General features: G+C 45.1%; 25 protein-coding genes and 1 pseudogene. 18 read left to right on the top strand and 8 right to left on the bottom strand.

Features of this window, described 5'->3' with window-relative positions; translation table 11 throughout:
- Nucleotides 1-4: 4 nt before the first annotated feature.
- From ACP26N_RS16260 to ACP26N_RS16180, 17 genes are all read left to right on the top strand, one after another.
- The gene (locus tag ACP26N_RS16260) at nt 5-229 is read left to right on the top strand and encodes a hypothetical protein (RefSeq protein WP_050678812.1); all 225 of its coding nucleotides are present in this window, start codon (nt 5-7) and stop codon (nt 227-229) included.
- Nucleotides 230-321: 92 nt separating this feature from the next.
- Nucleotides 322-1,413 carry a hypothetical protein gene (locus ACP26N_RS16255; protein ID WP_426355523.1) on the top strand — a complete coding sequence of 364 codons (1,092 nt, stop codon included), beginning with the start codon at nt 322-324 and terminating at the stop codon, nt 1,411-1,413.
- Between the two features lie 22 nt (nt 1,414-1,435).
- Nucleotides 1,436-3,808: a VirD4-like conjugal transfer protein, CD1115 family gene (locus ACP26N_RS16250; protein WP_426355522.1), complete on the top strand. Its 2,373-nt coding sequence runs from the start codon at nt 1,436-1,438 to the stop codon at nt 3,806-3,808.
- Between the two features lie 12 nt (nt 3,809-3,820).
- The gene (locus tag ACP26N_RS16245) at nt 3,821-4,075 is read left to right on the top strand and encodes a hypothetical protein (protein WP_114597475.1); all 255 of its coding nucleotides are present in this window, start codon (nt 3,821-3,823) and stop codon (nt 4,073-4,075) included.
- 16 nt (nt 4,076-4,091) lie between these two features.
- Nucleotides 4,092-4,508, top strand: coding sequence for a hypothetical protein (locus ACP26N_RS16240; protein ID WP_426355520.1), 417 nt, complete (start codon nt 4,092-4,094; stop codon nt 4,506-4,508).
- Nucleotides 4,509-4,534: 26 nt separating this feature from the next.
- Nucleotides 4,535-6,472 carry a pLS20_p028 family conjugation system transmembrane protein gene (locus tag ACP26N_RS16235; RefSeq protein WP_426355518.1) on the top strand — a complete coding sequence of 646 codons (1,938 nt, stop codon included), beginning with the start codon at nt 4,535-4,537 and terminating at the stop codon, nt 6,470-6,472.
- Nucleotides 6,473-6,476: 4 nt separating this feature from the next.
- The gene (locus tag ACP26N_RS16230) at nt 6,477-6,788 is read left to right on the top strand and encodes a DUF5592 family protein (protein ID WP_026831506.1); all 312 of its coding nucleotides are present in this window, start codon (nt 6,477-6,479) and stop codon (nt 6,786-6,788) included.
- Between the two features lie 4 nt (nt 6,789-6,792).
- Complete coding sequence (locus tag ACP26N_RS16225) at nt 6,793-7,428, top strand: hypothetical protein (protein WP_426355517.1); 636 nt, start codon at nt 6,793-6,795, stop codon at nt 7,426-7,428.
- Between the two features lie 7 nt (nt 7,429-7,435).
- Nucleotides 7,436-9,379, top strand: a complete 1,944-nt coding sequence (locus tag ACP26N_RS16220) for a VirB4 family type IV secretion system protein (RefSeq protein ID WP_426355516.1) — start codon at nt 7,436-7,438, stop codon at nt 9,377-9,379.
- Nucleotides 9,379-10,485 carry a lysozyme family protein gene (locus ACP26N_RS16215; protein ID WP_426355514.1) on the top strand — a complete coding sequence of 369 codons (1,107 nt, stop codon included), beginning with the start codon at nt 9,379-9,381 and terminating at the stop codon, nt 10,483-10,485. The genes ACP26N_RS16220 and ACP26N_RS16215 overlap by 1 nt, the downstream gene beginning before the upstream one ends.
- Before the next feature lie 13 nt (nt 10,486-10,498).
- Nucleotides 10,499-11,056 (top strand): hypothetical protein, encoded by a 558-nt coding sequence (locus ACP26N_RS16210; RefSeq protein ID WP_426355513.1) that lies wholly within the window; start codon nt 10,499-10,501, stop codon nt 11,054-11,056.
- Nucleotides 11,057-11,896: a hypothetical protein gene (locus tag ACP26N_RS16205; RefSeq protein WP_426355512.1), complete on the top strand. Its 840-nt coding sequence runs from the start codon at nt 11,057-11,059 to the stop codon at nt 11,894-11,896.
- Nucleotides 11,897-12,399: 503 nt separating this feature from the next.
- Nucleotides 12,400-12,651 carry a hypothetical protein gene (locus ACP26N_RS16200; RefSeq protein WP_426355510.1) on the top strand — a complete coding sequence of 84 codons (252 nt, stop codon included), beginning with the start codon at nt 12,400-12,402 and terminating at the stop codon, nt 12,649-12,651.
- On the top strand, nt 12,644-13,804 hold the full coding sequence (gene mobP2, locus ACP26N_RS16195) for a MobP2 family relaxase (RefSeq protein WP_426355509.1): 1,161 nt from the start codon (nt 12,644-12,646) through the stop codon (nt 13,802-13,804). Before ACP26N_RS16200 ends, mobP2 begins: the two co-directional genes overlap by 8 nt.
- 11 nt (nt 13,805-13,815) lie before the next feature.
- Nucleotides 13,816-14,271 (top strand): hypothetical protein, encoded by a 456-nt coding sequence (locus ACP26N_RS16190; protein WP_426355508.1) that lies wholly within the window; start codon nt 13,816-13,818, stop codon nt 14,269-14,271.
- The gene (locus tag ACP26N_RS16185) at nt 14,268-14,546 is read left to right on the top strand and encodes a hypothetical protein (protein WP_426355506.1); all 279 of its coding nucleotides are present in this window, start codon (nt 14,268-14,270) and stop codon (nt 14,544-14,546) included. Before ACP26N_RS16190 ends, ACP26N_RS16185 begins: the two co-directional genes overlap by 4 nt.
- 5 nt (nt 14,547-14,551) lie before the next feature.
- On the top strand, nt 14,552-16,015 hold the full coding sequence (locus tag ACP26N_RS16180; RefSeq protein WP_426355505.1) for an ArdC-like ssDNA-binding domain-containing protein: 1,464 nt from the start codon (nt 14,552-14,554) through the stop codon (nt 16,013-16,015).
- A 169-nt stretch (nt 16,016-16,184) separates the two neighbouring features.
- Here the strand turns inward: ACP26N_RS16180 and ACP26N_RS16175 are convergent, their stop codons facing one another.
- The 7 genes from ACP26N_RS16175 to ACP26N_RS16145 form a co-directional block, all read right to left on the bottom strand.
- On the bottom strand, nt 16,185-16,853 hold the full coding sequence (locus ACP26N_RS16175) for a hypothetical protein (RefSeq protein ID WP_426355504.1): 669 nt from the start codon (nt 16,851-16,853) through the stop codon (nt 16,185-16,187).
- 313 nt (nt 16,854-17,166) lie between these two features.
- Nucleotides 17,167-18,348 (bottom strand): HNH endonuclease, encoded by a 1,182-nt coding sequence (locus tag ACP26N_RS16170; RefSeq protein WP_426355502.1) that lies wholly within the window; start codon nt 18,346-18,348, stop codon nt 17,167-17,169.
- Between the two features lie 78 nt (nt 18,349-18,426).
- Nucleotides 18,427-18,651, bottom strand: coding sequence for a DUF3006 domain-containing protein (locus ACP26N_RS16165; protein ID WP_426355501.1), 225 nt, complete (start codon nt 18,649-18,651; stop codon nt 18,427-18,429).
- Nucleotides 18,648-19,493 carry a ComEC/Rec2 family competence protein gene (locus ACP26N_RS16160; RefSeq protein WP_426355500.1) on the bottom strand — a complete coding sequence of 282 codons (846 nt, stop codon included), beginning with the start codon at nt 19,491-19,493 and terminating at the stop codon, nt 18,648-18,650. Before ACP26N_RS16160 ends, ACP26N_RS16165 begins: the two co-directional genes overlap by 4 nt.
- Before the next feature lie 142 nt (nt 19,494-19,635).
- On the bottom strand, nt 19,636-19,833 hold the full coding sequence (locus ACP26N_RS16155) for a hypothetical protein (RefSeq protein WP_426355499.1): 198 nt from the start codon (nt 19,831-19,833) through the stop codon (nt 19,636-19,638).
- A gap of 424 nt (nt 19,834-20,257) precedes the next feature.
- The gene (locus ACP26N_RS16150; protein WP_426355497.1) at nt 20,258-20,500 is read right to left on the bottom strand and encodes a hypothetical protein; all 243 of its coding nucleotides are present in this window, start codon (nt 20,498-20,500) and stop codon (nt 20,258-20,260) included.
- A gap of 137 nt (nt 20,501-20,637) precedes the next feature.
- A complete protein-coding gene (locus tag ACP26N_RS16145; RefSeq protein WP_426355496.1) occupies nt 20,638-21,375 on the bottom strand; it encodes a hypothetical protein in 738 nt (245 codons plus the stop codon).
- 488 nt (nt 21,376-21,863) lie between these two features.
- Here ACP26N_RS16145 and ACP26N_RS16140 point away from each other — a divergent pair, with 488 nt between their 5' ends.
- On the top strand, nt 21,864-22,991 hold the full coding sequence (locus ACP26N_RS16140) for a restriction endonuclease PLD domain-containing protein (RefSeq protein WP_426355495.1): 1,128 nt from the start codon (nt 21,864-21,866) through the stop codon (nt 22,989-22,991).
- A 543-nt stretch (nt 22,992-23,534) separates the two neighbouring features.
- Here ACP26N_RS16140 and ACP26N_RS16135 read toward each other — a convergent pair.
- Nucleotides 23,535-23,987, bottom strand: a pseudogene (locus tag ACP26N_RS16135) (JAB domain-containing protein).
- Nucleotides 23,988-24,005 lie beyond the last annotated feature (18 nt).

Raw genomic sequence — 24,005 nt, 5'->3', positions numbered from 1 at the left:
ACAAATGGGATTGAATGAGACAGGACTCAGCTTACTCCAGTTCTTTCAAGGACTCGCCGTCATTGCGGCAGCCATCGCCTTCGCAGTTGGTGGCTTCTACTTCATATTCGGAGGAGATCGCGGACGATCGAAAGCCGTCGGTTGGCTTGTCGGTGGTGCCGTCGGTCTGATCATCGTCATGGGTGCCTTTACGCTGGCAGAGATGGTCAACGACAACATTAAATTCTAATCTTACAAATGATCGCACAGACCGTCATTCCAAACTGGATGGCTTTTTTTATTGCTTTCTTTACAATGTCTCGCTTCAAAGGAGGAGAATATATGCTCTTCGTCCGTTTCACGGATGTACCAAAAGACGCCTTTCCGAACTATGAGCGTCTCCCATATGAGGAGGCGCTTTTATTATCGACACAAGTCCATCAGGAAGCCCAGCAAGCCAACGAACGCTTCGCGAGTGAGTTCCGAATCTTTGATGATGCCGACCAGCTCGTCTACAAAGGAACGTTCCAGTTTGGTGACCCGACCTATCCGAACCTTTATCTGCAACTGAAGGATCGGATTCCGCGTATTCGGATCCGAAAGGAGGATGCGACGAAGAAAATCCTGTTACTTGAGAACTTGGAACGTCTGACACCAGAATCCTATAAGACAATGACGACGTCAGCGGTTCAGCATCATCCGGATACGACACACGTCTCCCGCTTACGTCGCGGACAACGGCGTATCATTTACGGTTTCAGTGGTATCAGCCTCATGCTTCTTGGTGCGCTATCCGTTGTCCAACTCGTGCAGCCGGATCCACCGAGCGGTGTCCAAGCGACAACGTCAGAGTGGCAACCGCTATATGAGGCAGCGTTGACGGGAGAGCCAGATTCACTTGTCGAACGACTGGAAAAACGAAAGTCGTTAAACGACGAACAACAGCAATTCCTGATCACACAGTACGTCGAAAAACAGGACTATGATCAAGCCGTCGCCGTAACGAATGATCCAATCGATGTCGAGATGATCATCATGCAGTCAAAGTCGTTCGCAAAAAATCGTCAGGAGACGTTACAAGCCTTCCAAGCGGTTCACCCGACGGACGAAGGTACGTTCGATCTTGCTATCTTGCAGAAAGACTATAAACGCGCCGTCTCGCTTCAGGGCGTCGAGATGACGACAGCACGTCAAGAAGCGAAGACACGCGCCTACATCGCATTGAAAGATGTGACGAAAGCACAAGAGAGCGTCAAGACGGTTCCCAACGAAGAATTGAAGGAGCAAGTAGCAACACTCGTCCAGCTGGATGACGAGATTCAAGCACTCGAGGATCAAAAGCGACAGTTATCAGAGAAGAAAGATAAAAAAGAGTTACAGAAGCTAAACGAGTCGCTCGAAGCGAAGCAAAGACAAATCAGTACAATTATTTAACGAAAGTATGGTGATTGAAATAATGAAAAAATCACGATCATTCCGATCTATTCTTTCATCTACATGGTTTTGGCGCTGTTTTGTCTTCTTGATTGCTTTACCAATTTTCTTTTTCTTAGTACTCAATGTCGTGTTTCAGTTCCTGCAGCAGACAGTCCAAAATCTCTTTCAGGACGGAAAGTTGACGACCGGATCTCCGCTACAGTACAAATCGAGTTGGTGGACGACGCTCGCTTGGTCATCTTCCCTCGCTTTCGTGATTTTTGGTGTCTGCTTCCTCCTTGGTGGTATTCTCTTATTGAAGTATTGGCTCAACTTCCGCGATCTCAAATCAGCTCAAAAAGGAAGCGCCCGCTTCACGACGTTCCAAGAGCTGAAGCAACAGTATCGAGATGTGCCAGATCGTAAGGAGACCTACAGCGGATCTGGTGGTGTCCCGGTCGGTCGCTATCGTGACCGCCTCTACATCGATGACAGTGCCGTCAATAATCTGGTCATCGGGACGACTCGTTCCGGGAAGGGCGAGACGTTCGTCTTCTCGACGATTGATCTCTACAGTCGTGCCGAACGCCAAGCGAGCCTGATCATCAATGATCCAAAAGGTGAACTATTTGCCGCCTCCAAAAAGACACTTGAAGCACGCGGGTATCAGGTCGAGGTTCTCAATCTGATGAACCCGTCCCAATCGATGTCCTATAACCTGTTGCAGCTGACGATTGACGCGTATTTGGACGAGAACTATTCGCTCGCTCAGCAATATGCCCGTTCGGTCGCCTACATGCTTTACCATGACCCGAAGGCGAAGGATCCGTTCTGGAGCAACTCCTCAACAGACCTCTGTACCGCCCTGATTCTCGGGTTATGCGAACAAGCCAAACACGAACCAGAGAAGATCACGATGTATAACGTCGCTTTGATGTTGTCCGATCTCGGCTCACGCACGGTCACTGATGGAATGGGACAGGAACAATCGGCACTCGACGCCTTCTTCGCTGCCTTTCCCGAAAATCATCCGGCACGTATGCAGTACGCGACGCTCCATTTCTCAGGTGGGCAGACGCGTGCGAGTATCCTCGCCAATACGAATGCCAAGCTCGGGATCTTTACTCTTGATGCGACGGCACGTTTGACGGCACAGAACTCGCTCGACATGAAACTGATCGGCTTCAACCGTTGGATTCGTGGGCGTGCCCTTCCCTTATCACGACTGATGTTCTATTTTCCGAGTGGGAAGCAGCTTGCCTTGACGACGGATGACGATGGGAGTTTCGTACTCCATCACGAAGAGATCCTCGAAGTTGATAACGATATCATCGTAGAGAGTGAGGGACAACGTTATACCGTGACACTCACAGGTTGGACGGACGAAGCAGACGGGATCTTCGACTGGACGACGGATGCTCCGATCGACATCCGTGAGATTCGTCAGCACTCACGTCCGGTTGCTGTCTTCCTAATCGTCCCGGACTATGATCCGACACTGAACGTCATCGCCTCACTGTACGTCAAACAAGTCTATACTTCACTCGCTCGTGTCGCCTCACAAGCGACGAGCAGACGTTGTGAACGGCAGGTTATTTTCCTGCTCGATGAATTCGGAAATATGCCAGCGATTGAAGGGATGGCGAACATCATTACCGTCTGTCTCGGTCGGAACATTCGTTTCAACCTTGTCATCCAGTCCTACGCGCAACTTGAGAACCTCTATGGGGAAGATTGGAAGACGATCGACGGGAACTGCGGAAACACGCACTACCTACTGACAGCAGATGAGTCGACGGCAGAACTGATTTCGAAGAAGCTTGGGGAGCAGACGATCGTCACGAAGTCACGTTCCGGACAGACCTTCTCGCTTTCGAAGTCGAAAACGGAGAGTGTCGATGGCCGCCGCTTGTTGACGGCAACCGAGGTAATGGGACTGAAGGAAGGCGAGATGTTGATCATCCGCGTCATCAAGCGGCAAGACAAACAACAGAACCGGATCCAGTCCTATCCCATCTTCCTGACCGGACGGACGGTGATGAAATACCGCTATGAATACTTGGCGGATGACTTTAACAAGGACCACTCCATCAACGATCTCGTCATTCCCTGCGCACATGCCCATCTTGACCTGAATACGCTTCGTATCCCCTTCCATCTCGACGCCTCAGTTGCATCGAAAACGGTGGAGACGGATGAGGAGACACTTGACGCAACAGAATGGCGCGTCTGTGATGTCCTGCAACCGAAAATCCTACGCTCGATTTTCGAGACGACGGAATACGATACGTTATCGATCGATCTGTTCGAGCAAGGTATCCTAGATAAAACAATCCCTGTGACGGACAACCAGCGTCACTTTTTGAAGACAATCATCAACAAACGACTCGAGAAACTTCGTCATGGCGTTTAAGGAGGACATCATATGACAGAACTGACACGCACGGAACGCGTTCAGCGCGAACTTCGCGTCATCGCGACTATCATCAAGGAGAACAAAAAGCGTCTCCGCCGCGGTGAAGTATTGAATATCCAGACCCAGGACGGATTTCTCGTCGTATTTGAGGAAGAAGACCCAGACTCAGGCGACCGAAAAACTGTTACGCTTATAGACACATTCGATTTTCGGGTCCACGTCAGTAATGGCGATTTAACGGATCCGGAACAGGTGTCATCATAGGAAAAGGGGTGGAGGCATGCAAGCAAAACGAGTACTCTCCGGACTATTGATTTCCTCTGCGTTACTTTTAGTCGGTTGTAGTGAAAATGGTGAAAAAAAGTCTCTTAAACAAGTTTCTGTAAAAGAAATTGATCAACTAAAAGATAGTGATCAAAGCAACTTCTTACTTGTTGATAGCGACAGTAAAGCAGAATTTGAGCCTTATGTAGATAAAGTGAAGGACATCGCTGAGAAAGAAGATGTACAAGTAAACTTGTTTAATCCTTTTCAACCTAACGGAAAAGATTTAGAAGATCGTGCTACAGATGAACATGGAGAATTAAAGGGTGGTCGTCTGTATAAACTAGAGAATGGTAAATTAGTTCGTTCTCTCAACCTTACTGCGTTAGATGACAAAGCAATCGAAGATGAAGTAACCTCTTTTATTGATTAAAAGCAGACAGAGAAGGGAGGACCATCATGGCTAATGAAGATATAGCATCCAAACTGGAGGAATTTCAAGACTTACTGAGCATCAGTGATTTGGTGAGAGATGCGCTTCGTTCTATTGGTTGGCTTTTCGTTAGAGGTCTCTCCTTCATCATCGATGGTCTTGAACAGATTACAAATGACATCCTCCTCATCAAAACATTCTTTAATAATCCTCAAGTGGTTGAATTCGTTCAGACGATTCAACCTTTTTTATATGTCATTTTAGCTGGGAGCTTTTTATTTACCGGTTACTTGATGATTTTTCAGAAAAAGTTTGATCGAGAAGGGTTTCTCATTAATCTATTCATCACTTTGTTAGTTTTAGGGTTATTATCTCCGACAATGATAAAGACAAGTGACTTCACAGACAAAGCTATTACAAGCATCAATCAAGATGGAGTATATGAAAATCAGGATCATACTTTATCGCAATCAGTGCTACAAAAAAATGTACATGATTTAGTTGAATACGATAAAACTGCTTTCAAAGATACAAAAATTAAAAATCCAAACTCCGTTCCAGCAAGCCAAATTAAGAATATAGACATCAATGATGTATTTGATAGCGATGAGTATCGATTGAGTAAAGAAGGTGAAGATATTTCTCAGAACACGCTTGTTTGGAATGGGAAAGAAATGACCGAAACCGAGTTAGATCAGAGCGGTGTTGAATGGAACAATCAGTACTATTATCGCTATCATCCTAACTGGCTGACAATCCTCGTCACGCTCGGGGTGATGGGCTTTACCCTCTTCTCAATTGCCTACAAGCTGGCTCGCCTCTCGTTCGAGTTGGCTTTTAATTATGTCTTGGCGATTTTGGTTGCACCCGCTGATCTACACAGCGGACAAAAGACGAAGAAGGTCATTCAAAGCATCTTGAACACATTTCTCGTCATCATCCTGATTTTCGTTTCGATCAAACTCTATACGATTGGAACGGCATACTTGGCCGATACACTGGACGGACTCGCCTATTTGATTGCATTGATTGCCTTCTCTGCCGCTTTGATTGATGGACCCAACATGGTCGAACGTCTCTTCGGGATTGATGCCGGTCTGAAGCGTGGTTGGGGTGTCGCACTCGGTGCGTATGCTGTCGGGAAAGGTACTGCGAAAGTCGGGGCTCGTGTCGCCGGTCAGACGATGAAGATGGCATCACGCCCTGCCACTCCTTCTGTCTCGGAAGCAGCGAGTATGAAATTGCCACCGAATCCACCACCGAATGGCGGTACACCCGCGAGTCGTCCAGATCGTTCGTCTGAGAGTGCTCCGATTCCATCACAAGCACAAGAGCGGATATCTCGTCCAGCAGGGCCAAAGAATCAACAACTCGAGTCAGTTGAGATACCAATGCATGGTACGGCGCAAGAGGCTCAGGCTGCAGTAGCACCCGAATCCGTTCCACATCGCCCAAACTCTGACGCACAAGCAAAACCTGTTCCATCGACTTCGCAATCGACACTATCTGCTACGCAACCAAAGACTTTCGATTCACCAATGAATGAAAGAAATGCCAACTCATCTGATGCATTCGAGTCACCTGAAATGTCTAATTCCTCTCAACCAGTCTCACCATCTGTGGAGACTTCTACAGTAAATCGTAAGCCAGTAACGTCTTCAGTGGATTCGACACCGTTCGACAAAACGACTACTAGCGCGTCCGCTCATTCTGTGGAGACAACAGAGAATGTGTCTCCGAGCGTCGCCTTGTCTAGCTCTTCCAGTGGCTCACCATCCATCAGTGAATCGTCGCAGGAGACGTCATCCGGAACGCAACGTCAGCGAAAATCAATCTATCAGACACTCGAGACCACGACACAAAAAGAACTCAAGCATGTCGAACAAGCCCAGACGCGCGTGACGCAGGAATCGTCCCGGATGTACTCGACGGATGTTCCGCGTCTAGATCCGAAAAAGGAGTGAGAATATGCAACAGCGCCAATACCGGATTCCGAACGAAGTCACGACCGAACTGAAAATCAATAAGATGCTCTACCTCTATGATTTACTGTTTCTCGTCGCCTTGATCATCGTCCGGTTGATCGCCCTGCCGTTCATTCCGGACGTCTTGCATCTCCCGTTCACGTGCTTCCTCGTTGGCTTCGGACTCTTTCTCGTCATCCGACCGACGACGAATCCGGAAAAGCGGATGGTCCACGTGCTCTATTACGCACTCATTAAGAAGAAAGACACCTATATCGCGTTGGCCGACCGGAATGAATCTTCGAAAGGAGCGTGATCAGATGAGTTTATCGGAAGATACACGATTGAAAACAAGTCCCATGACCGATATCACCTGGCTCGACGAGGTTGAGTTGACGACACCGACAGCACGCAAGGAAAAACGTGTCCGCATCCCGCCGTCAGTTGCCTCCCTTTTACCAATCGTTGATGCGACAGCGCTCGATGTTTTCGAGATGCAGGACGGGATGTTTTGCGACATCATTCAACTGACTTCAAAGGATATTTACGGACTATCTGAGACGGAGAAGGACCATGATATCTTCTCCCTCGCCTATCTCTTACAGGCGTATGTCCATCCATTGAAGGTGATTCCGCTCAATACACCGCTTAATCTAGAAAAACAGAAACAACGGATCGAACGACAGCTGCGACAGAATCAGATTGCCGCCTATCGTCCGTTTCTTCAAAAGAAGAAACAAGAACTGATCTACCTTGAGGAGCATCGCACGAATCGCGATTATCTCCTCTTTTTTTATGCTCCGGACGAGGCAATGCTCCGGGAACGGAAGCATCAATTGACGAAACTCCTTCGACGCAGTAACCCGATAGTCGAACTGACGATCGAGCAGAAAATCCATGTATTGTTCCAACTGCACAACCCGAATACGAAACCGACCCAGGACGGAAAGGAATGATGACGTCATGTGGCGTACACGTTTTCTACGAAAGCAGGATCCTGAGACAATTAAACAACAGGACGGCTACAATCCGACATTCGTCCAAGCGATCCAGCCGCAAGGCGGACTCCGCTTCGAACCGAACTATGTCCGGACCGGTGACGGTTATCTCGCCTGCCTCCATGTCTATAAGTATCAGTCGACCGTCTATGATTTCTGGCTCGAGCCAATCCTTAACCTGCCCGGTGTCCTGACGACGCTCGACATCGGGACAGCGGACAAGCGAGAGATGATCCGGACGATCAATAAGTCGATGGCCGAGCAGAATACGCGCTTCGAGAATGCGAAAGATAATGTCGACCGGATTGATGCGCGCGAGACGTATAAGGAACTGAACGAACTCTACGAACAGATCACGCAAGGCGAGACGATGAAGTACTTGCATCTCCGACTCTACGTCAAAGCGAAGACGCTTGAGGCACTTGAACGACAAGTTCAGGACGTGATGGAGGAACTCGAAGCACGGAATTTCCGCGTTACCGTCTTCCTGAACGAACAGGAGTGGGAATGGCAGAGCCTGTTCCTGAGCTACGAGCAACAACAAAAACTGCCGAACCGGCGTCGGGGAAAAGAGATTCCGTCGCTCTCAATCGCGGGTGGTTATCCATTTCACTTCACATCGTTGCAGGATCCGACCGGGACGTACTACGGGACGACGGATACAAATGGTAGTGTCATCTTCGATCTGTTCCATAAAGATAAACAACGGAAGTTTTACAATGCGTTGATGATTGGGAAGATGGGCTCCGGGAAATCGACCTTGCTCAAGAAGACGGTCCTCGATCAAGCGATCAAAGGCAATCACGTCCGCATCTTGGACGTGACGGGGGAGTTCTCCGACCTCGTGCGGCAACTTGGTGGAAAGGAGATTGCTCTCGACGGTTCAGCTGGTCGGATCAATCCGCTCCATGTCTATAAGACGGTCACGCATGCTGACGGCTCTGCGGATGAGGTGCTCTCGTTCATGCAACACCTATCGAAGATTGCTGTCTTCTATCACTACATCAATCCGGCAGCGACGCAGGAAGAAGCGAACGAGTTCGAGATTCTGCTCCGTCAGCTCTATCTTGAGAAGGGACTCTGGAACGAGGATGGTGACGCGCCGATCACGACACATCCAGCGAATGCCTATCCTGTCTTTTCCGATTTCTTAACGCTTGTCCGTTCCAAATTGTATGTCGATGCTGCGCGTACGACGATCCGCGAGACCATCAGTATGAACCGTATCAGACGGCTCGAGAACATCGAGCTCGCGATCACGAACCTCGTCCATAACTACGGCAACATCTTCGATGGACACTCTTCGATTGAGCGGTTCGATGAGGAAGCGATCGTCTCCTTCCCACTACGCAACCTGACGAATTTGAAGGACGAGATCTTTCAGGCACAGGTCTTCAACCTGATGAACATGCTCTGGGACGGGATGATCCTCAACGGTGCCGGACAACTCCGCAGCTATAACCAGGGTGAACTGTTGATCGAGGATGCCTTCAAGTATCTGATTGTCATCGATGAGGCGCATCAACTAATCAACACACGCGATATCGCCCAACCGGCGATTCTATACCTGCAACAGTTCATGCGCGAAGCACGGAAATACTTCGGCGGCATCTTCTTCGCCTCCCATTTGATCACAGACTTTGTTCCGACCGGTTCGAAGTCGGAGAATGCGGAGAACGTCAAAACCCTGTTCCAGCTGACGCAGTACAAGTTTATCGGTGAACAAGATGCCGAGAGCATCCCGACGATCCAGACTGTCTTCGACGGACAGTTGACCGAGAGTGAGACGCGGTTGATTCCGTCGCTCGAGACCGGACGCATCGTTCTTAGTATCTCCGGTGTGAAGACGTTGATCTTCGATGTTGATGTCTCGCCCGAGGAGCTGACCTTGTTCGGAGGTGGTGCCTGATGTGGAGTACGATCCGGCAGTCGGCACGTGTCGCCGTCCGGATGAAATGGCGACTCCTGACATTAAAGTATCGTCTGATTGCCCTCGGTATCGCCCTACTATTGTTGCTTCTGATTATCATCGTCGCAGGTATCCTCGATGCGTTGACCGGGATTGAAAACGAACAGGCGACCGAGACACCCATCACTTATTCGGATGACAGCCTACAGGTTAGTGATAATGTTCTGCAATACCGAGAAGCGATTTCGCGTGAATTGAAAAAGGAACAGCTCGAGGGACAGACGAACGTCGTACTCGCCCTGATGATGCAGGAGAGTGGCGGTCGCGGAAATGATCCGATGCAAGCGAGTGAATCGAAGTGCGGACGGATCGGTTGCATCACCTCTCCTGATGAGAGCATTCAGTACGGAGTGAAACACTTCGCGTCGGTCTTCCGGCGAGCGAACGAGGACGTCAAGTTGACGCTCCAGAGCTACAACTTCGGAGGTGGCTTCATCGAGTATGTTCAAGAGAACGGTGGACGCTATACGAAACAACTTGCGATCTCCTTTTCACAGATGATGTATCAACGCGTCAAGAAGAGTGGCATCTATCAGTGCCATCGTCCGAGCGCGATCGAGCATCAAGCCTGTTACGGTGACATCGAGTATGTCGATGCCGTCCTCCGTTATCTGACGCCGACGGTACTGGCAGAAGGCAAGACGGGACCGATCAAAGGAAAACTCCACGCCCCGCTCGATATCCCGCTACAGATGACGTCGGGGTTCGGATCACGGATTGTTTTTGGGAAGACGGACGTTCATACGGGCATCGATTTCAGTTGCCACAATACGGATAGTGTCCATGCTGTACGCTCCGGTACCGTCACCTATAGCGGCTTACGCGGACCATATGGTCAGTTGATTCAGATCAAGCAAGGCGACTGGATTACCGCCTACGCACATCTTTCCGCACGCCAGGTTAAGACGGGACAAAAGATCGAAGCTGGACAAGCAATCGGGATGTGTGGGTCGACCGGTCGCTCGACGGGAAATCATCTACACATCGAATTTAAGACCAGCGACTGGTCCGGACACATTGATCCGGCACCACTGTTTTCGCTATAAGGAGGGATGTACCATGGCATTGACGAGTCGTCATCTCCTGTCGCTCGTGTTGTTCTGTCTGCTGCTGTCGATCAGTGCCAACTTCTATCAATATCGTTCAATAGCATCAGATAGACCGCATCGAATCACAGAGAAATACGAAAAGAATTCGTTCCCAAAGACGACGGTATCGGATCCGCCCATCTCGACTGACGAACAAGAGCAAGAACAGGACTCGTCCATTTCTAAGAATGCAGAACGCTTCATCTCGTTTGCATTCACGTGGAAAGACGGGACCTATCCGACGCGTAAGCGACAGGCCAGCCAGTACATGTCGGATTCAATCAAACGGACGTTGTTCGCAAGTAGCGGAAGTGATAGCAAGTTCACTGCCTCAGTCTCGGACATCGAAGTCTTTCCAAACCGTGACAATCCGGAGCATTGCCTTGTCCGCTTCAAACGGACGTTGACGATTGATTCAAACGGCTATGAAGAGACATCCGATGAGCTGGTCGAACTGACGTTTACAAACCAAGACAGTCGTTACATCGTCGACCAAATGAAGAGTCTAAAGTCATCAGGAGGTGTCTAAATGCGAAGAGGAAAACGAAAGACGTTGACCTGTGATTGGTCACGGTTGTATCTCGGAACAGGGCTGTTTTTCTTGATCGGCTTTCTGTTTTTCGGTTTCTCTTCCCTCTTCTTTGCTGAGGAACAACCGATCAATGCAACACCAGTCGGTGAAGAAAAACGGTTGAAGAATGGACAGACCGTCACGCTTCTCAACTGGTCTCATGATGAAGAGCGCAAACAGATGCGTGTCCGCCTCCAGTTCGACCAGCCCCAAGACTACGCGACGAAACTTGTCACGCGCGTCGCCTACAAGGAACGACCAACGGATGAGCAGAGCGTCCGAGTCGTCTATCACCAGAATGAGCACTATGTCTTCGAAATCGAAAATGTACCGCGCGACTTTGGTCAGCTAGCCCTCCGCTTGTATGTGATTAAGCCTCAACAGTCACTCGAGAAGCTGAGTGCTACGAAGCGAGAAGAGGCGCTCATCGAATCACTCTATATGGATCAGCGACGTGTCTTAAGAACATCACTTTCTATTCAACAAGCAGACGACTATGCGCAACTTTTTCTCGCTGACGAGCACGTTAAAAGTCAAAAACGGATCAAGAAAATGAAGCGCGAACAGCTAGCACAAACTTCTCTCGTCCAGCAAATCGAACAAGATATCGAGACAAAGCAAGCCACCTTACACGACCTGACACTCGATGAACAAGTCGAACGTGAGGAAGAGATTTTCAATCTGAAGCAGGACAAAGAGGACGCACTGTTAAGACAAACGGAATTGAAAAAACAACTCACGCAAGAAGAAAAAAGACAAGATCAGCTACGCATTAAAGGACGTGAACTGAAATGGTAAGGTGGCACACACCGTGCCAAAATGCCATTTTTAGTGGCACGCGGTGTGACCTTTTGGCGATTTTGATGATATCAGGGAAACACTAGGCTCCGCCTAGGCTAGCACGTTCCGTGATAGCAATTTCCCCTTATGCTCTTTTTCACGATTTTGAACCGTTTGTATTTTTTAAGCTTTTAAAAACTCAACGCACATTTATCAATTTTATCGATTTTCATCAGCACTTAACTCGATTCTGTTACGTCACTTTTTTCGAACCTTTTTATCTCATGATGCTGTATCTTCGACCAGATATGTTTCAGAAATTCGACGATCAAGGAGACGCTCACGGCTTCTCCAAGGGCGTAACTCTGTTCAATCATTGACTGCATGTTGATTCCTCCGTTCCTTGTCTGAGTAATATCACCTTTCTCACTTCTAATGACAGGAGGGACGAAGTAATTGTTCGAAAATCTTTTTATTTTTAGAGCGCGGAGATTAATTTCCTAAAGGAAGGAGGAATATGGATGGACCTCTTGATTCGTGACATCGACCCCGTATTCGTCAAACAACTCGATGAACAGGCGGAGAAACAGATGTGTTCCCGACAAGAATTATTGAAAGGATTACTGACTACTTGGTGCGCGGACGGCGTCCAGTCGACACAAATCACGCGTCTCGAACGACAGCTCGAAGCGAACACCTTACACCTCAAGCGGAGTGCAACAGAACTTGAACAACTGACCAAACTCTTCCGTGAGGTGATGCAGAATGACTAAGGTTCCCGGTGTCATCATCAAGTCGAAGTTCAAACTCCCTCAAGCAACCAGACGTGCGCGTCGCTATACGACGTATCTCAATTACATCGATCGACCGGAGACGAAAGCACGGTCGCATCAATTCGAGAATTACCATGACTATATGGAGGATGAACTGAAGTCGAGCGGCCTGTTCACAGCGACGCAAGACCGATTGAGTGCTACTGAACGGGAGCAATTGCGTGAAGTCTTCCGACGAGCACAGGAAAACGGCAGCATCCTCTGGCAAGATGTCATCTCATTCGATGAAGCGTGGTTACAGGAAGTCGGTGTCAAAGAAAATCGTTACATCGATGAACAACGGTTGATGCAGGCGACCCGGAACGCGACTGCGCTGATGATTGAAAAGGAACAGATGCTGCATGCGACATGGACCGCGGCCATCCATTACAACACGGATAACATCCATATCCATGTCGCGACAGTCGAGACGATGCAGCCACGCGAACGCGGCAAACGCAAACCGAAAACGATCGAGAAGATGAAAGTACAAGTCGTCCATACGCTTGCCGACCGGACACGTGAACAAGAGAAACTGAATGCTTTCATCCGTGATGAGGTTCTGGCGCACAAGCGCAATCATTCAACAGAGTCTCTTTCAAATCGAATCTTGCATCCGGAACTTGTTCGACAGTACAAAAAGATTCAGAAACAACTACCGGACGATAAACGGCAGTGGTATTACAACATGAACGGCATGCACGAACTCCGTCCTTCACTCAATCAATTGACTGACACGTATCTTACGACCTTCTTCGAGAAAGAACACAGCGTATTCAAACAACGACTTGATACCGAGGTCGCCTTCTACGAGCGGAGTTATAGATCGGCATCTCAAGCATCGACTTATCGGAAGACGAAAGAACAGGATCTCTACATGCGGATGGGAAATGCCATCCTGTCCGAGATGCGTGAGTCGGATAAGTCGTTCCCGAAGCTTGCGAAGAACGTTGCATCCTCACCTAAACAAAGAATCCGATCAGCGTTTCGAAGCGAGCGGATCATGCAAGAGACGCTTTATCGAATCGGACGACACATGAATGATGAGTGGGACCACATAAAGAATCAGCGTGCGTTTGAACAACTCGAACAGGAAGTCCAACACGAAAGGTAAGGTGAAACGGGATGGAAGAGACAAAGCAAGTCCGGATCAAGATGAGTGCTGTAACTGCTGAATTTTTAGAGGAATATCGTGAAAGAGAACGGTTGTCCGGAATTGGTCCGGCAATCGATCACATCATCCGCGATTATCAGGAGATGATCAAAAAGCAATGGGATTTGAACTATGTCAGTCGTTCCGTCTCGAAACAGATCGAGCAAGAGTTGACATCATTCTGGGAAGAACAGATCATAAAAAGCCTCTCTCCGTTACGAAAGAGCGTCCAACAAACAGACCTTCAAACACAGGTGTTGATCGAACTCGTACAAGCCTTGATGCAGACGGAAAGCATCGAGGATATCATTCCAACGACCGAATACCGTCCTTCGTTTCTCGAGACGGCAGAGACGGCTGTCAAAAAACGAATCGACCAGCGCAAGCAACATAAACACTCGGATGAAGAAAGGATGATCCACAAATGAAACGACTAGAAGCCTTCACACTCGCGACATTTCTCGAATTGCATCCGACCCACGTCACCGTCATGATTCATCAAGCGCATTATGATATTCCGGTTTCTCAGGATGAACGAGCGTTCCTTCAGCTCTTGCAGGAAGAACCTTTGTTGTTGCTACCGGTATCGCGTGATCGTCGTCATCTACTACTGAACCGATTCGCTACCGACCCGATTGTTCTGCAGGAACTAGAAGATTTCGAAGGTGCTGCCGATTCGTCTTTCTCGTCTAAAGGAGCGTGAGATACATGGCATACAAGAAGAAAACACGTGAGGATTATCAGAAGGAAGTACAAGCGTTGACCGACAAGATGGAGAAGCAGCTCGCTTCTCACTTCGTCAGTCAGGAGAGCATCAAGGAACATCTCGACTTCATGAGCCGGTTCCATCGCTACTCCACTCGGAACATGTTATTAATTGAGGAGCAGTTCCAAGGCGCACGTGCTGTCGGTTCATATGCGTACTGGGAGAAGCAAGGCGTCCAGGTGCAAAAAGGAGAGAAAGGGATCAAGATTTTTGTCCCCTCCCCTGTCACCTTCATCAAACGAGAGGCGGATTGGGTGGCATGGAAAGATGCGACGAAGATCGAGCAAAAGCGCGCAAAGGAAGGTGTTCTTCCGACACGAAAAGCGATGTACTACAAGATTGGTCACGTCTTCGAGTACACGCAGACCGATGCCCGGGAGAAGGGACTCGAAGTCTCTGAATTGTTCGCTTCCTATCATCGAAATGGATCGACCCGTGAGGCGGAGTCGTTTCGACGCGCGTTGAACGAGATTGCTGAGACACAAAACGTGACGTTACTCAATCAGCCGTTGAACGAACTCGGTACCGCAAAAGGATGCTTTTATCCAGAACTCAACGCGATCGCCTTGAACTCACGGAACTCGGATATTGAGAACGTTACTGTTCTCATTCATGAACTCGCACATGCCAACCTGCATAATATGGACCGGAACGAAGAACGCGGAATTGAGTTGAATCCGCATGAGAAGGAGTTTCAGGCGGAGATGGTCGCCTATACGGTTGCGTCACATTTTGGTTTCCCGACGGATGAATTTTCATTGTCGTATCTCGTCAGTTGGACGCAAGGCCGAGACTTACGCGACAAAGAAGACCTGTTGCATGAAGTTCATCAGACATCCGGTCACTTCATCCGCGAAATCCATTCCTCGCTCGAGCAGGAGCAAGTCCTGGAACGAGAAGCGTCACCCATTAAAATGATTACGTATATCGAACAGAATGCACGGATTACAGAACACGGATTACCGTTAGCCGAACGACTAGAGCGGATCATGCAACAAACACCAGAGGATGTCGGAGCTTACCTAACGAGCATCGCCAAGCAAGACACACAACAGGATCTCTCGACGTTCGATGAGCCGATGATGCTCGTCCATGGGGCGACAGACTTTTTCGAGCCGTTCGCGAAAGCCAACGACCGCGACTTCGACGAACATGAGACGATTGCCTACACGTTGGTCATTCCTGGAGAAGAACCGATCAGTCAACACTTCAGAGGGCTTGAGGAAGCCAGTAGCCCGTTACATCATATCCTTAAGACAGAGATCGTCAACAAAGAAACAGAAAAAGTACTTGAGAAAGCATGGTATGACGAGATGATTTCTACCGAAGACCGCGACTTAGAGAAGGTCCGGCAGATAGTCACACGTCACTTTAAAGTACCGGAACAGGATTTCCGTAGTCGTTAATAAAATACATTCTCAACTGGTTGTAATAATCTAAAAAATTGAGACAATATAAAACATCTTTGAAGCAGTACATTTTTAAAACGTACTGCTATCAAAGATGTTTTTGTTCGCTCAAAATATCTGTTAGAGCAAAGTAAAACCCAACTAATCTCAGCATCTACAAGCTATCTTATTTTATTTTTCCATAGCTCAATATTAATTCGGCGGCTTTTAATCGCTGATCAGTAGTGCTACCTGGCGCATTTAGTATTAATTCTGCAACCTTTAAAGCATTATCTTGTACATTATTTAGTTCAAAGTTATTTTGAATTGAATCTGCTCCGTTTAGAAGATTATTCAAAACATCTACATGTTTTTTAATATTCGCTGCCGTACCTGGAAACTGTAAAGATTCTCTTATTTCTGTTGGAAGTTCGTTTCTAGAGAGTGGTTTACCGTCAAATAACCACTCTACTTCTCTTTGATGCGGAAATCCTGATCCCAGTTTATCCTTATCAAAGACATTTTCATACACATAATCACTAGTGATATTTGCGAAGTATATATCATTACCATGAGGTACCACAACAATATCGCCAACTTTCATATCACGAACGAGAATGTTGACGTTACTCAAACCATTTATTAATTTTGAGCTTTTTCCGTTTTTCTGGTTCTTCAAATCTTCTTCTATCAAAATTCGTCTTAAGTCATTATAATTACATCCTTTAAGCGATTGTCCGACAGGATACCCAATACAAATGCGATTCTTTTTAAGGAAATAATCCATCTGATCTGTTCCATGTGGCTTAGGCCGCATTATCCACGCGTTAGATATGTTATTTTTAGTTTTCTTCATCGTCTTCCACTCCTTAATTTCTTTTTTATTAATACTGATTAGATACATCATATACGAAAATAATATATTTGTAAATATAAAAGAATATATTTATAAATATATAATCATTATATTCTCGAAGAGCACTTCAGTTAAATACCATAATTGCTATTTCACATGAGAAGATATTTTGATTATTTCTATATTCGAATTTGTAAAATACTTATTTAGTATCAATAAAAAAAACCGAGCAGAAAATCTCTACTCGGTTTTACGAAATTAATGTTTAAAACTATAACTATTTTTGAAATGTATTTTATATTCTCAATAATAATTACTTTCGAAATAAATTGTCTCTGTGCCATTTCATATAAGCCTTCTGACTGTCATTCATTTCTATATGCATATTTTCGTTTATATTCATAAATATTTTTGATTCTTCATCTAAAGTAGATGAAATCAAGATCTCTCTATCGTTTTTAAAGCTGATAAATCCCTTATCAAACAAAATATCGTGATTTGGACAAAACAATAGTCCATTGTTACTGTCTAATCGCTCTTTATTATTTGACTTACTCCATGGCTTAATATGACTTGCTATCAGTAAACGTTCGTCTGATACATTGCATAATCTGCATTTCTTTTCGACAGATAAAAGTTTTTTTTTGAAAATTGAGTGTCCTATTCGTGCTTTGATAACCTGCTCTTTTTCGGTATCCTGTATTATATCCGATTCAAGATCATCCAAGATACTTGGATCAATTCTATTTTCTACTTTAATGAAATTTGAGTCCCACAATTCGTGAAGATCGTCTGCATGCTCTGAAGGTAGTAAATAATTGGTTTGTTGGGCAAATTTTAAGATACTTAAATCATTTAGAGTAGGATGGTTTAAGATTTCGGACCTACTAATTAAACTTTCTTCTAATCTAGTCTGAAGCACTTCTAGTTCTATTACAAATTTCTCGTTTGACCTACTATTGGTATACCAATATCCTTTACTATTCTCATCACCAGTTTTTTCTTTAGGTAACCCCACTACCTTTGTTTTTGCTAAAATTCCACCAGTACCACGTTTTCCAGCATTAGACCTCCATATAAAAACAACATCTTGCAATTGTACTTTGTCTTTATAATTTTCTTGTCTCAATGACCACCAAATGAGTTTATTATCTTTAACATAATTATCAATATCAAAAACTTTAGGATTCCCCTGAAATATCCAAGTATTTACTTCGTCATTATCCTGTTCATTTTTTCTTTTCACTATATCAAATCCTAAATTCCGCAAAAAATCATTTGTTTTTTTTCCACCATAAAAAAAATTTGCAGGATACTCCTCTCCATTTGCAAAGATGTTGGCTATCGAAATAATATACTTGGGTGGATAGTACATTCCCTTGTACAAAAGATCGTATCCTGTGGCATTTCTTCTTTCAGGTATTCCTTCAACATTAATTTTTTGAATAGCACTAATAACATGCTTTCTATTAATATTGTCAGGTATATTATTCATTAATAAACACCTCTTTGACTATAATTTATACATTACATTTCTAGTGTAAATATTTTGGCTGATTACTATCTATCGACTTTAGTCTTCCCACAGTTCTTCCATTAACTCATCAATTTCGCTAGAGAGTCGTTGCCGTTCGCGTTCATCTTTCTCAATATGACCGTATTCATCAATCCAGATAACATCGCCTGACTCCACCGTCATCGGGAAGCGGGAAATCAGAATATCGCGCATCCCATCCTCGAACTCGACGACGACCCATTTCCCCTCAATCCGATCGATGATTCCTTTTCGCTTCGTCATTTCGACTTTTTGATTGTGTAGGACGTTCCGTTGCCTTCAAAGACGATCGTACCGCTCTTATCCGTCCGCAACATCGTCGCTTTTGCACGCTTCAGGTTCGTTACTACTTCCTTCGTCGGATGTCCATAGGCATTCTTTCCAACACTAATGACGGCGTATTTCGGTTTGACGTATTTGAGGAACGTCGCGCTCGTCGATGTCTTCGCCCCATGATGCCCGACCTTAAGAACGTCCGCACGTAGCGTTTTCTTCTTCGCAATCATGTCCTGCTCCGACTTCAGTTCTGCGTCTCCTGTGAAGAGGAAGGTATTTTTCTTATAGGCGACGTGTAACACGGCACTCCAATTGTTGAGATCGCTCATAGCATAATCCTTCACTGGTCCGACGAACTGCGCCTTCACGCCTTTGACAGGAAGCGAGACTCCCGCTTTCGCCGTCTTGATCGTCAGCTTCTCGCGTTTGACGGCCAACAGGAAGTCCTTATAGGCTTGCGTCGTGTGTTTGACCTTCGGCGCATAGACACTCTTGACCTTGAACGAATCGAGGACTTCATCGAGTCCTCCGATATGATCGGCATCCGGATGCGTCGAAATCAGCATCTCGATATCGCCGACCTTCTGTTTCTTCAGATAGGTGACGAGCTCATCGCCCTTTCCTTTATTTCCACCGTCCATGACGATATCTTCACCACTCGGCATCTTAATATAGATCGCATCACCTTGTCCGACATCGATATAGTGGACCTTGATTTTAGGCGTCGCCGCCTCCACGCTCTGTAACGGTCCTACTAATAAACCAACACTCGCGAGTGCTAAGCTAGCACGTATCCATTTTCGTTTCATCTTGCATCGCTCCATTCTCTATTCGTAAGTTATTTTTATTATACAGTGAACATCAGGATAAAGTTGGTGATATTTCCCACCTGCCACTTTTTATTCTTAGGTGCAACATTCTAACGAAAGAGCACACAAAAAAAACAGACCTTCAAGAGGTCTGTTCCAAATAGTGTTGCTGAATGAAGGCGAGCAATAGATCAATATCAACAAACCAAGTCACATGCTCGATGCAACCGTCTACTTCGCGCACAAACCGAACCTGCGCATCGAGTATGGTCACCTTTTGCGACTGTTCCATCAGGTCGTTCCATTTTTTAGATTCCTCATCCATCAAAACCATACTCATTGCCTCATTCCTCCTTACTTTACTTGAATACAGCATACAATCGGGAGTAAAGCTATACGAACTGCGTTAATTTAAACAAGCATAACGTTATCTAGTACAACGCATGAAGCAACAAAAAAAATAAAGGATTTTTAATCTTTTTCTTCAGAAAACGACTATTTATTCAAAACAATAATTTGCTTGATCATCAAAAAGGTTTCATCGATCTCTTCCACTCATATTGTGTACCATTACTGCAGAATTTTGATCTATTATATTATATCCATCGCTTTATAGTTCATTTAGTATGCTTAAAAAGTTAAAACAGCTCATATATAAAAATGGATCACTTCCACATAGGAAATGATCCATTTTTCTATTACATTACAGTTTATTAAAATCATAAAAAAGTAATTCTAGGATAAATATTGATCATATTCGTATCTTACTCATATGATGTAACTTCTATTGGATTAAGTCCGGCTCCTTCTGGATACTCCCAAGCTTCACCTGAAACTACAATTTCATATTTACATTCAGGACAAGTAACTTCTCCAGAAAAATCATATTGCGTTTCTGTACCCATTCCACGTTCATCCCATGAAACAGGCTCCAAGTCTTGAAGCTCAAAACTTTCTGTAAACTTTTCACCGCATTTAGGACATAAAAAAGTATGTTGATGTTGCATTTTTTCACCTCATTCATTTTTAGACATAAATTAAACATTTCATATTTTACCATTTAAAAGCAAGTATTATCCACTCCACCTTTATTTAATAACTTAGAAATAGGTATTTTTTCAATAAGTTGCATAAACAAATCTCTTTATTGAGTATAGCCATATTTTGTGCTGAGATTATTGATTGTAGCAGCTACATCATGCATCTTAGAATTAGTACGAGTGGCTGCATCATTTAGGAAAACTGTTGTAGCATCACTCGTAAATGTACCTTGCTTAATAGAAGCGGCTGCAAAGATGGTGGCCGTCTGGCGTTCATCCATCGCATCCGCGAATTCGTCAGTTGCAAGATCAAAATCACTTGCATCCCCTTCGTCAAGTTCGCTAGGGAAAGGAAGATCACGTAGATCTTGTCCATACACATCATAAGCAGCAGCAAGCGACGTTAGTAAGCTGATTGCACCATCCGGATCAGTCTCTGCCATCTCGATCGCAGGTCCCCAAAGCTCATCCCAGGCAGAATCATACTTGGTTGAGAACACTTGGAATTGAGGATAGAATTCTGCATAGACTTGCTTCTGCTCATCTGTCACATATGTATCAGGATCTTCATATGTTGTCGATTCCTCGTCATTTTCTACGGCGTCGATCGAAACTTGTGCATCCGCAACTTCTTCTTCAGTCAATTCATCATCGTCTGTCGTAGCGCTATCGGTCTCATCTACCTCTTCATCGACTGTTGTTTCTTCTTTCTCAGCAATAGTCGGCTCATTATCTTTGTGGTTGAGCCAGTATGTGACACCGAACAGGACAAGCGCGATGGTTATGAGAATGATAGAGAAATAGTTCAAAGACTTGTAGAACTTGGATTTTTCAGTTTTCATGGTAGGCTCCTTTAGAATGGGTTTACTTCGTAAAGACAAAGCATTAGTTTGCGGAAAAAAATAATGAGGAACCGTGAAGTACAAATAATGATCTAGGAGGACATTCTAAGATCATTTCAAAGGGAAAACGAGACGGTTTATACAGAGACAATTATAAAGGACCGAGTTAAAAAAACAACGAATATAAAGCAAAAAATCAGTTGACCCTTTGTAAAAACTACCTGTCTTATGTAGAACGTCTGCAGATCTAGGGAGAGATAAAAGAATAGAATTGTTTAATTCTCGAACGAATCGAAATTGAACGTCAATCAGTGTAATTTTTTAGTTTATCTAATCTTTCTTCTATTAGAAGTTTTAAAAAAGGAGTAAACCTCATTTTAAAAAACCTCTAATAATTTCAGTGATTGCAACAAAATGCTTGTACCAATAATGGATGTGTCCCATAATTTGTCATATGTAAAAATATTGAATTGAGAGAGGGGCATATTATGCTACACAACTCTAATTTACTAGATCATGTTTTTTCTACGCCTTATGAAAATGATTTCGATACTGTTAAGATTTTAAGTGGATATGCATCCCCTGAGTTTTTAGTATTTATTTTAAATAGGTTTCCCGATTTATCTATTGACCTCACCATCGGAATGATTCCGAAAGATAAGATTTTTAAATCAAATCATTCTGCCTTTGTTGATTTAATGTCCAGATATCCGAAATTAACTGTTAGATATGTAACTTCTTCTCAGCCAAATCATTCAAAAATTTATCACTGGCTACATTCACAAACTAACGAAACAAAAACTTTTGTTGGTTCTGCAAATTTTTCAATTAATGGTTTCTTAATTAATCAAGAAACAATGCTTCAATCGAATCAATTAACAGATGAAGATGTGTCGACTAACCTATTAACTAACCTCTGCACAAGCGAAGAAGCCATTAGTTTCGTAAAAGATGATCTTCCATTAGAATCAGAGATCCCTAATGTGAAAGAATACCTCGCCCTTTCCGTAGAATCTAAAAATGCCGATCTATTTTATTCAGAAGCAGACTTAAATATTTTAGGAGACTATTCTGAAGCAGTTCGTATGGCCAGAATACACGCTAACACAAGTCAAGTTCATAACTTACCTCGAGGAGGAGGATTTTCCTCGGTAGACGTTGAGTTAAATTCCACACCTCGATCAATAAAGCATCAAAATAGAGACCCTTTATACCGTACAAGAAATCAAATCACATTAAGTCTTTTAACACGTACTGGTGAAGTGGGCGAAAAATCAGGATTAAATTGGGGACAACGTGAGGGCAGAAATCATAATCAAGCTTACATTCCCGTTCCGGTAAAAACTCATAGGGATTATCCCGAGTTCTTTCCTGATGTAGAAGAGCTTTTTACAATTCAAACTGATGATGGAATAGAATTCACTTGTGTAATGGCTCAGAGTAATCGAAAAGCCATTCACACAACTGAAAGTAATGCCTTACTCGGAATATATTTCCGTGAAAAACTCGGATTACCACAAGGAACTTCTATTACCCTTGAGCATCTACAAAACTACGGTAAGACTTACGTAACAATCAAAAAGATAGATAACCTTTTATACCACATGAGTTTTTAATAATTATGGTTTTAATTCTATGATTTAATTTTTGTTGTTATTCTAAACGCTCCGTGCCTTTCGTCGCAAGAATCAGGAACGTAGAGATGCCTCACATCAGTGATTGGCAACTCTCTTTATCGATCCGGCAGGAAGGTAGCGGTGCGATGAGGATGTTGCTGCGATGCAGCTTACAGCATCACGCATGAGCCCAAAAAGTATTACTCTAATTATTTTTAGATTTCTGTCAATGGAGCCTAGGAAGACACCACTAATCGAAGGTATAAATGAACTTTCATCGTCTGGTACTACCTATCCATTCCATCAATCATTACACCAGAAACTAACGAAAGGAGAGCTGAACGATTCAATCATCACCTCTCTCCGTTTTGCCCCCAGTGGAACTTTAAACTGGGGGTCTCTTTCATCCCTTGGATTTGAAACAAATCCATTCCGTAGATGCTTGTACATCCTTCAAAGAAAAACGGATCCGTTTTTCGTCCATGCTTTACGCGCGGACAGACAGGACGGGAGTCTCCCATCTGTCTACGCTGAATGATACATTTAAAGCAATCCTTGGGCATTTAAGCTGACGTAATCGTCTACTGCCCCGACGATGATATGGTCAAGCAATTTAATACCAATGATGCGCCCGACCTCCTGCAAGCGTTCCGTTACCTAGATGTCCTCGAGGGACGGCTTCGGGTCGCCGCTCGGATGTTGATGACTGACGATGAGCGACGTCGCATTGTTGAGGATAGCGGACTTAAAGATTTCACGTGGGTGGATGATGCTCGAGTTGATGCTTCTGACGTGCGCCCGATGGACGGCGATGACCCGGTTCTTCGTGTTTAGTAGGATGACGAGGAACACCTCACGGTCATCGTCCTGGATGAAGCGTTTAGCGACAAGGAAGGCATCCTCGGGTGATGTGATGTGCGTCGTCTCGAGGGCGACGTCCGGTTGCCGGACCTCTTGGCGGATACGGGTGATTTCGACGAGTGTAGTCAGTTTCATGGAAAAGCTCCTTTCGCG

This window comes from Exiguobacterium sp. R-39, assembly GCF_049942815.1.
Classification (GTDB): Bacteria; Bacillota; Bacilli; order Exiguobacteriales; family Exiguobacteriaceae; genus Exiguobacterium_A.
Note: the sequence above shows the minus strand (reverse complement) of the source record. Positions and strands in the feature narration are given on the sequence as shown.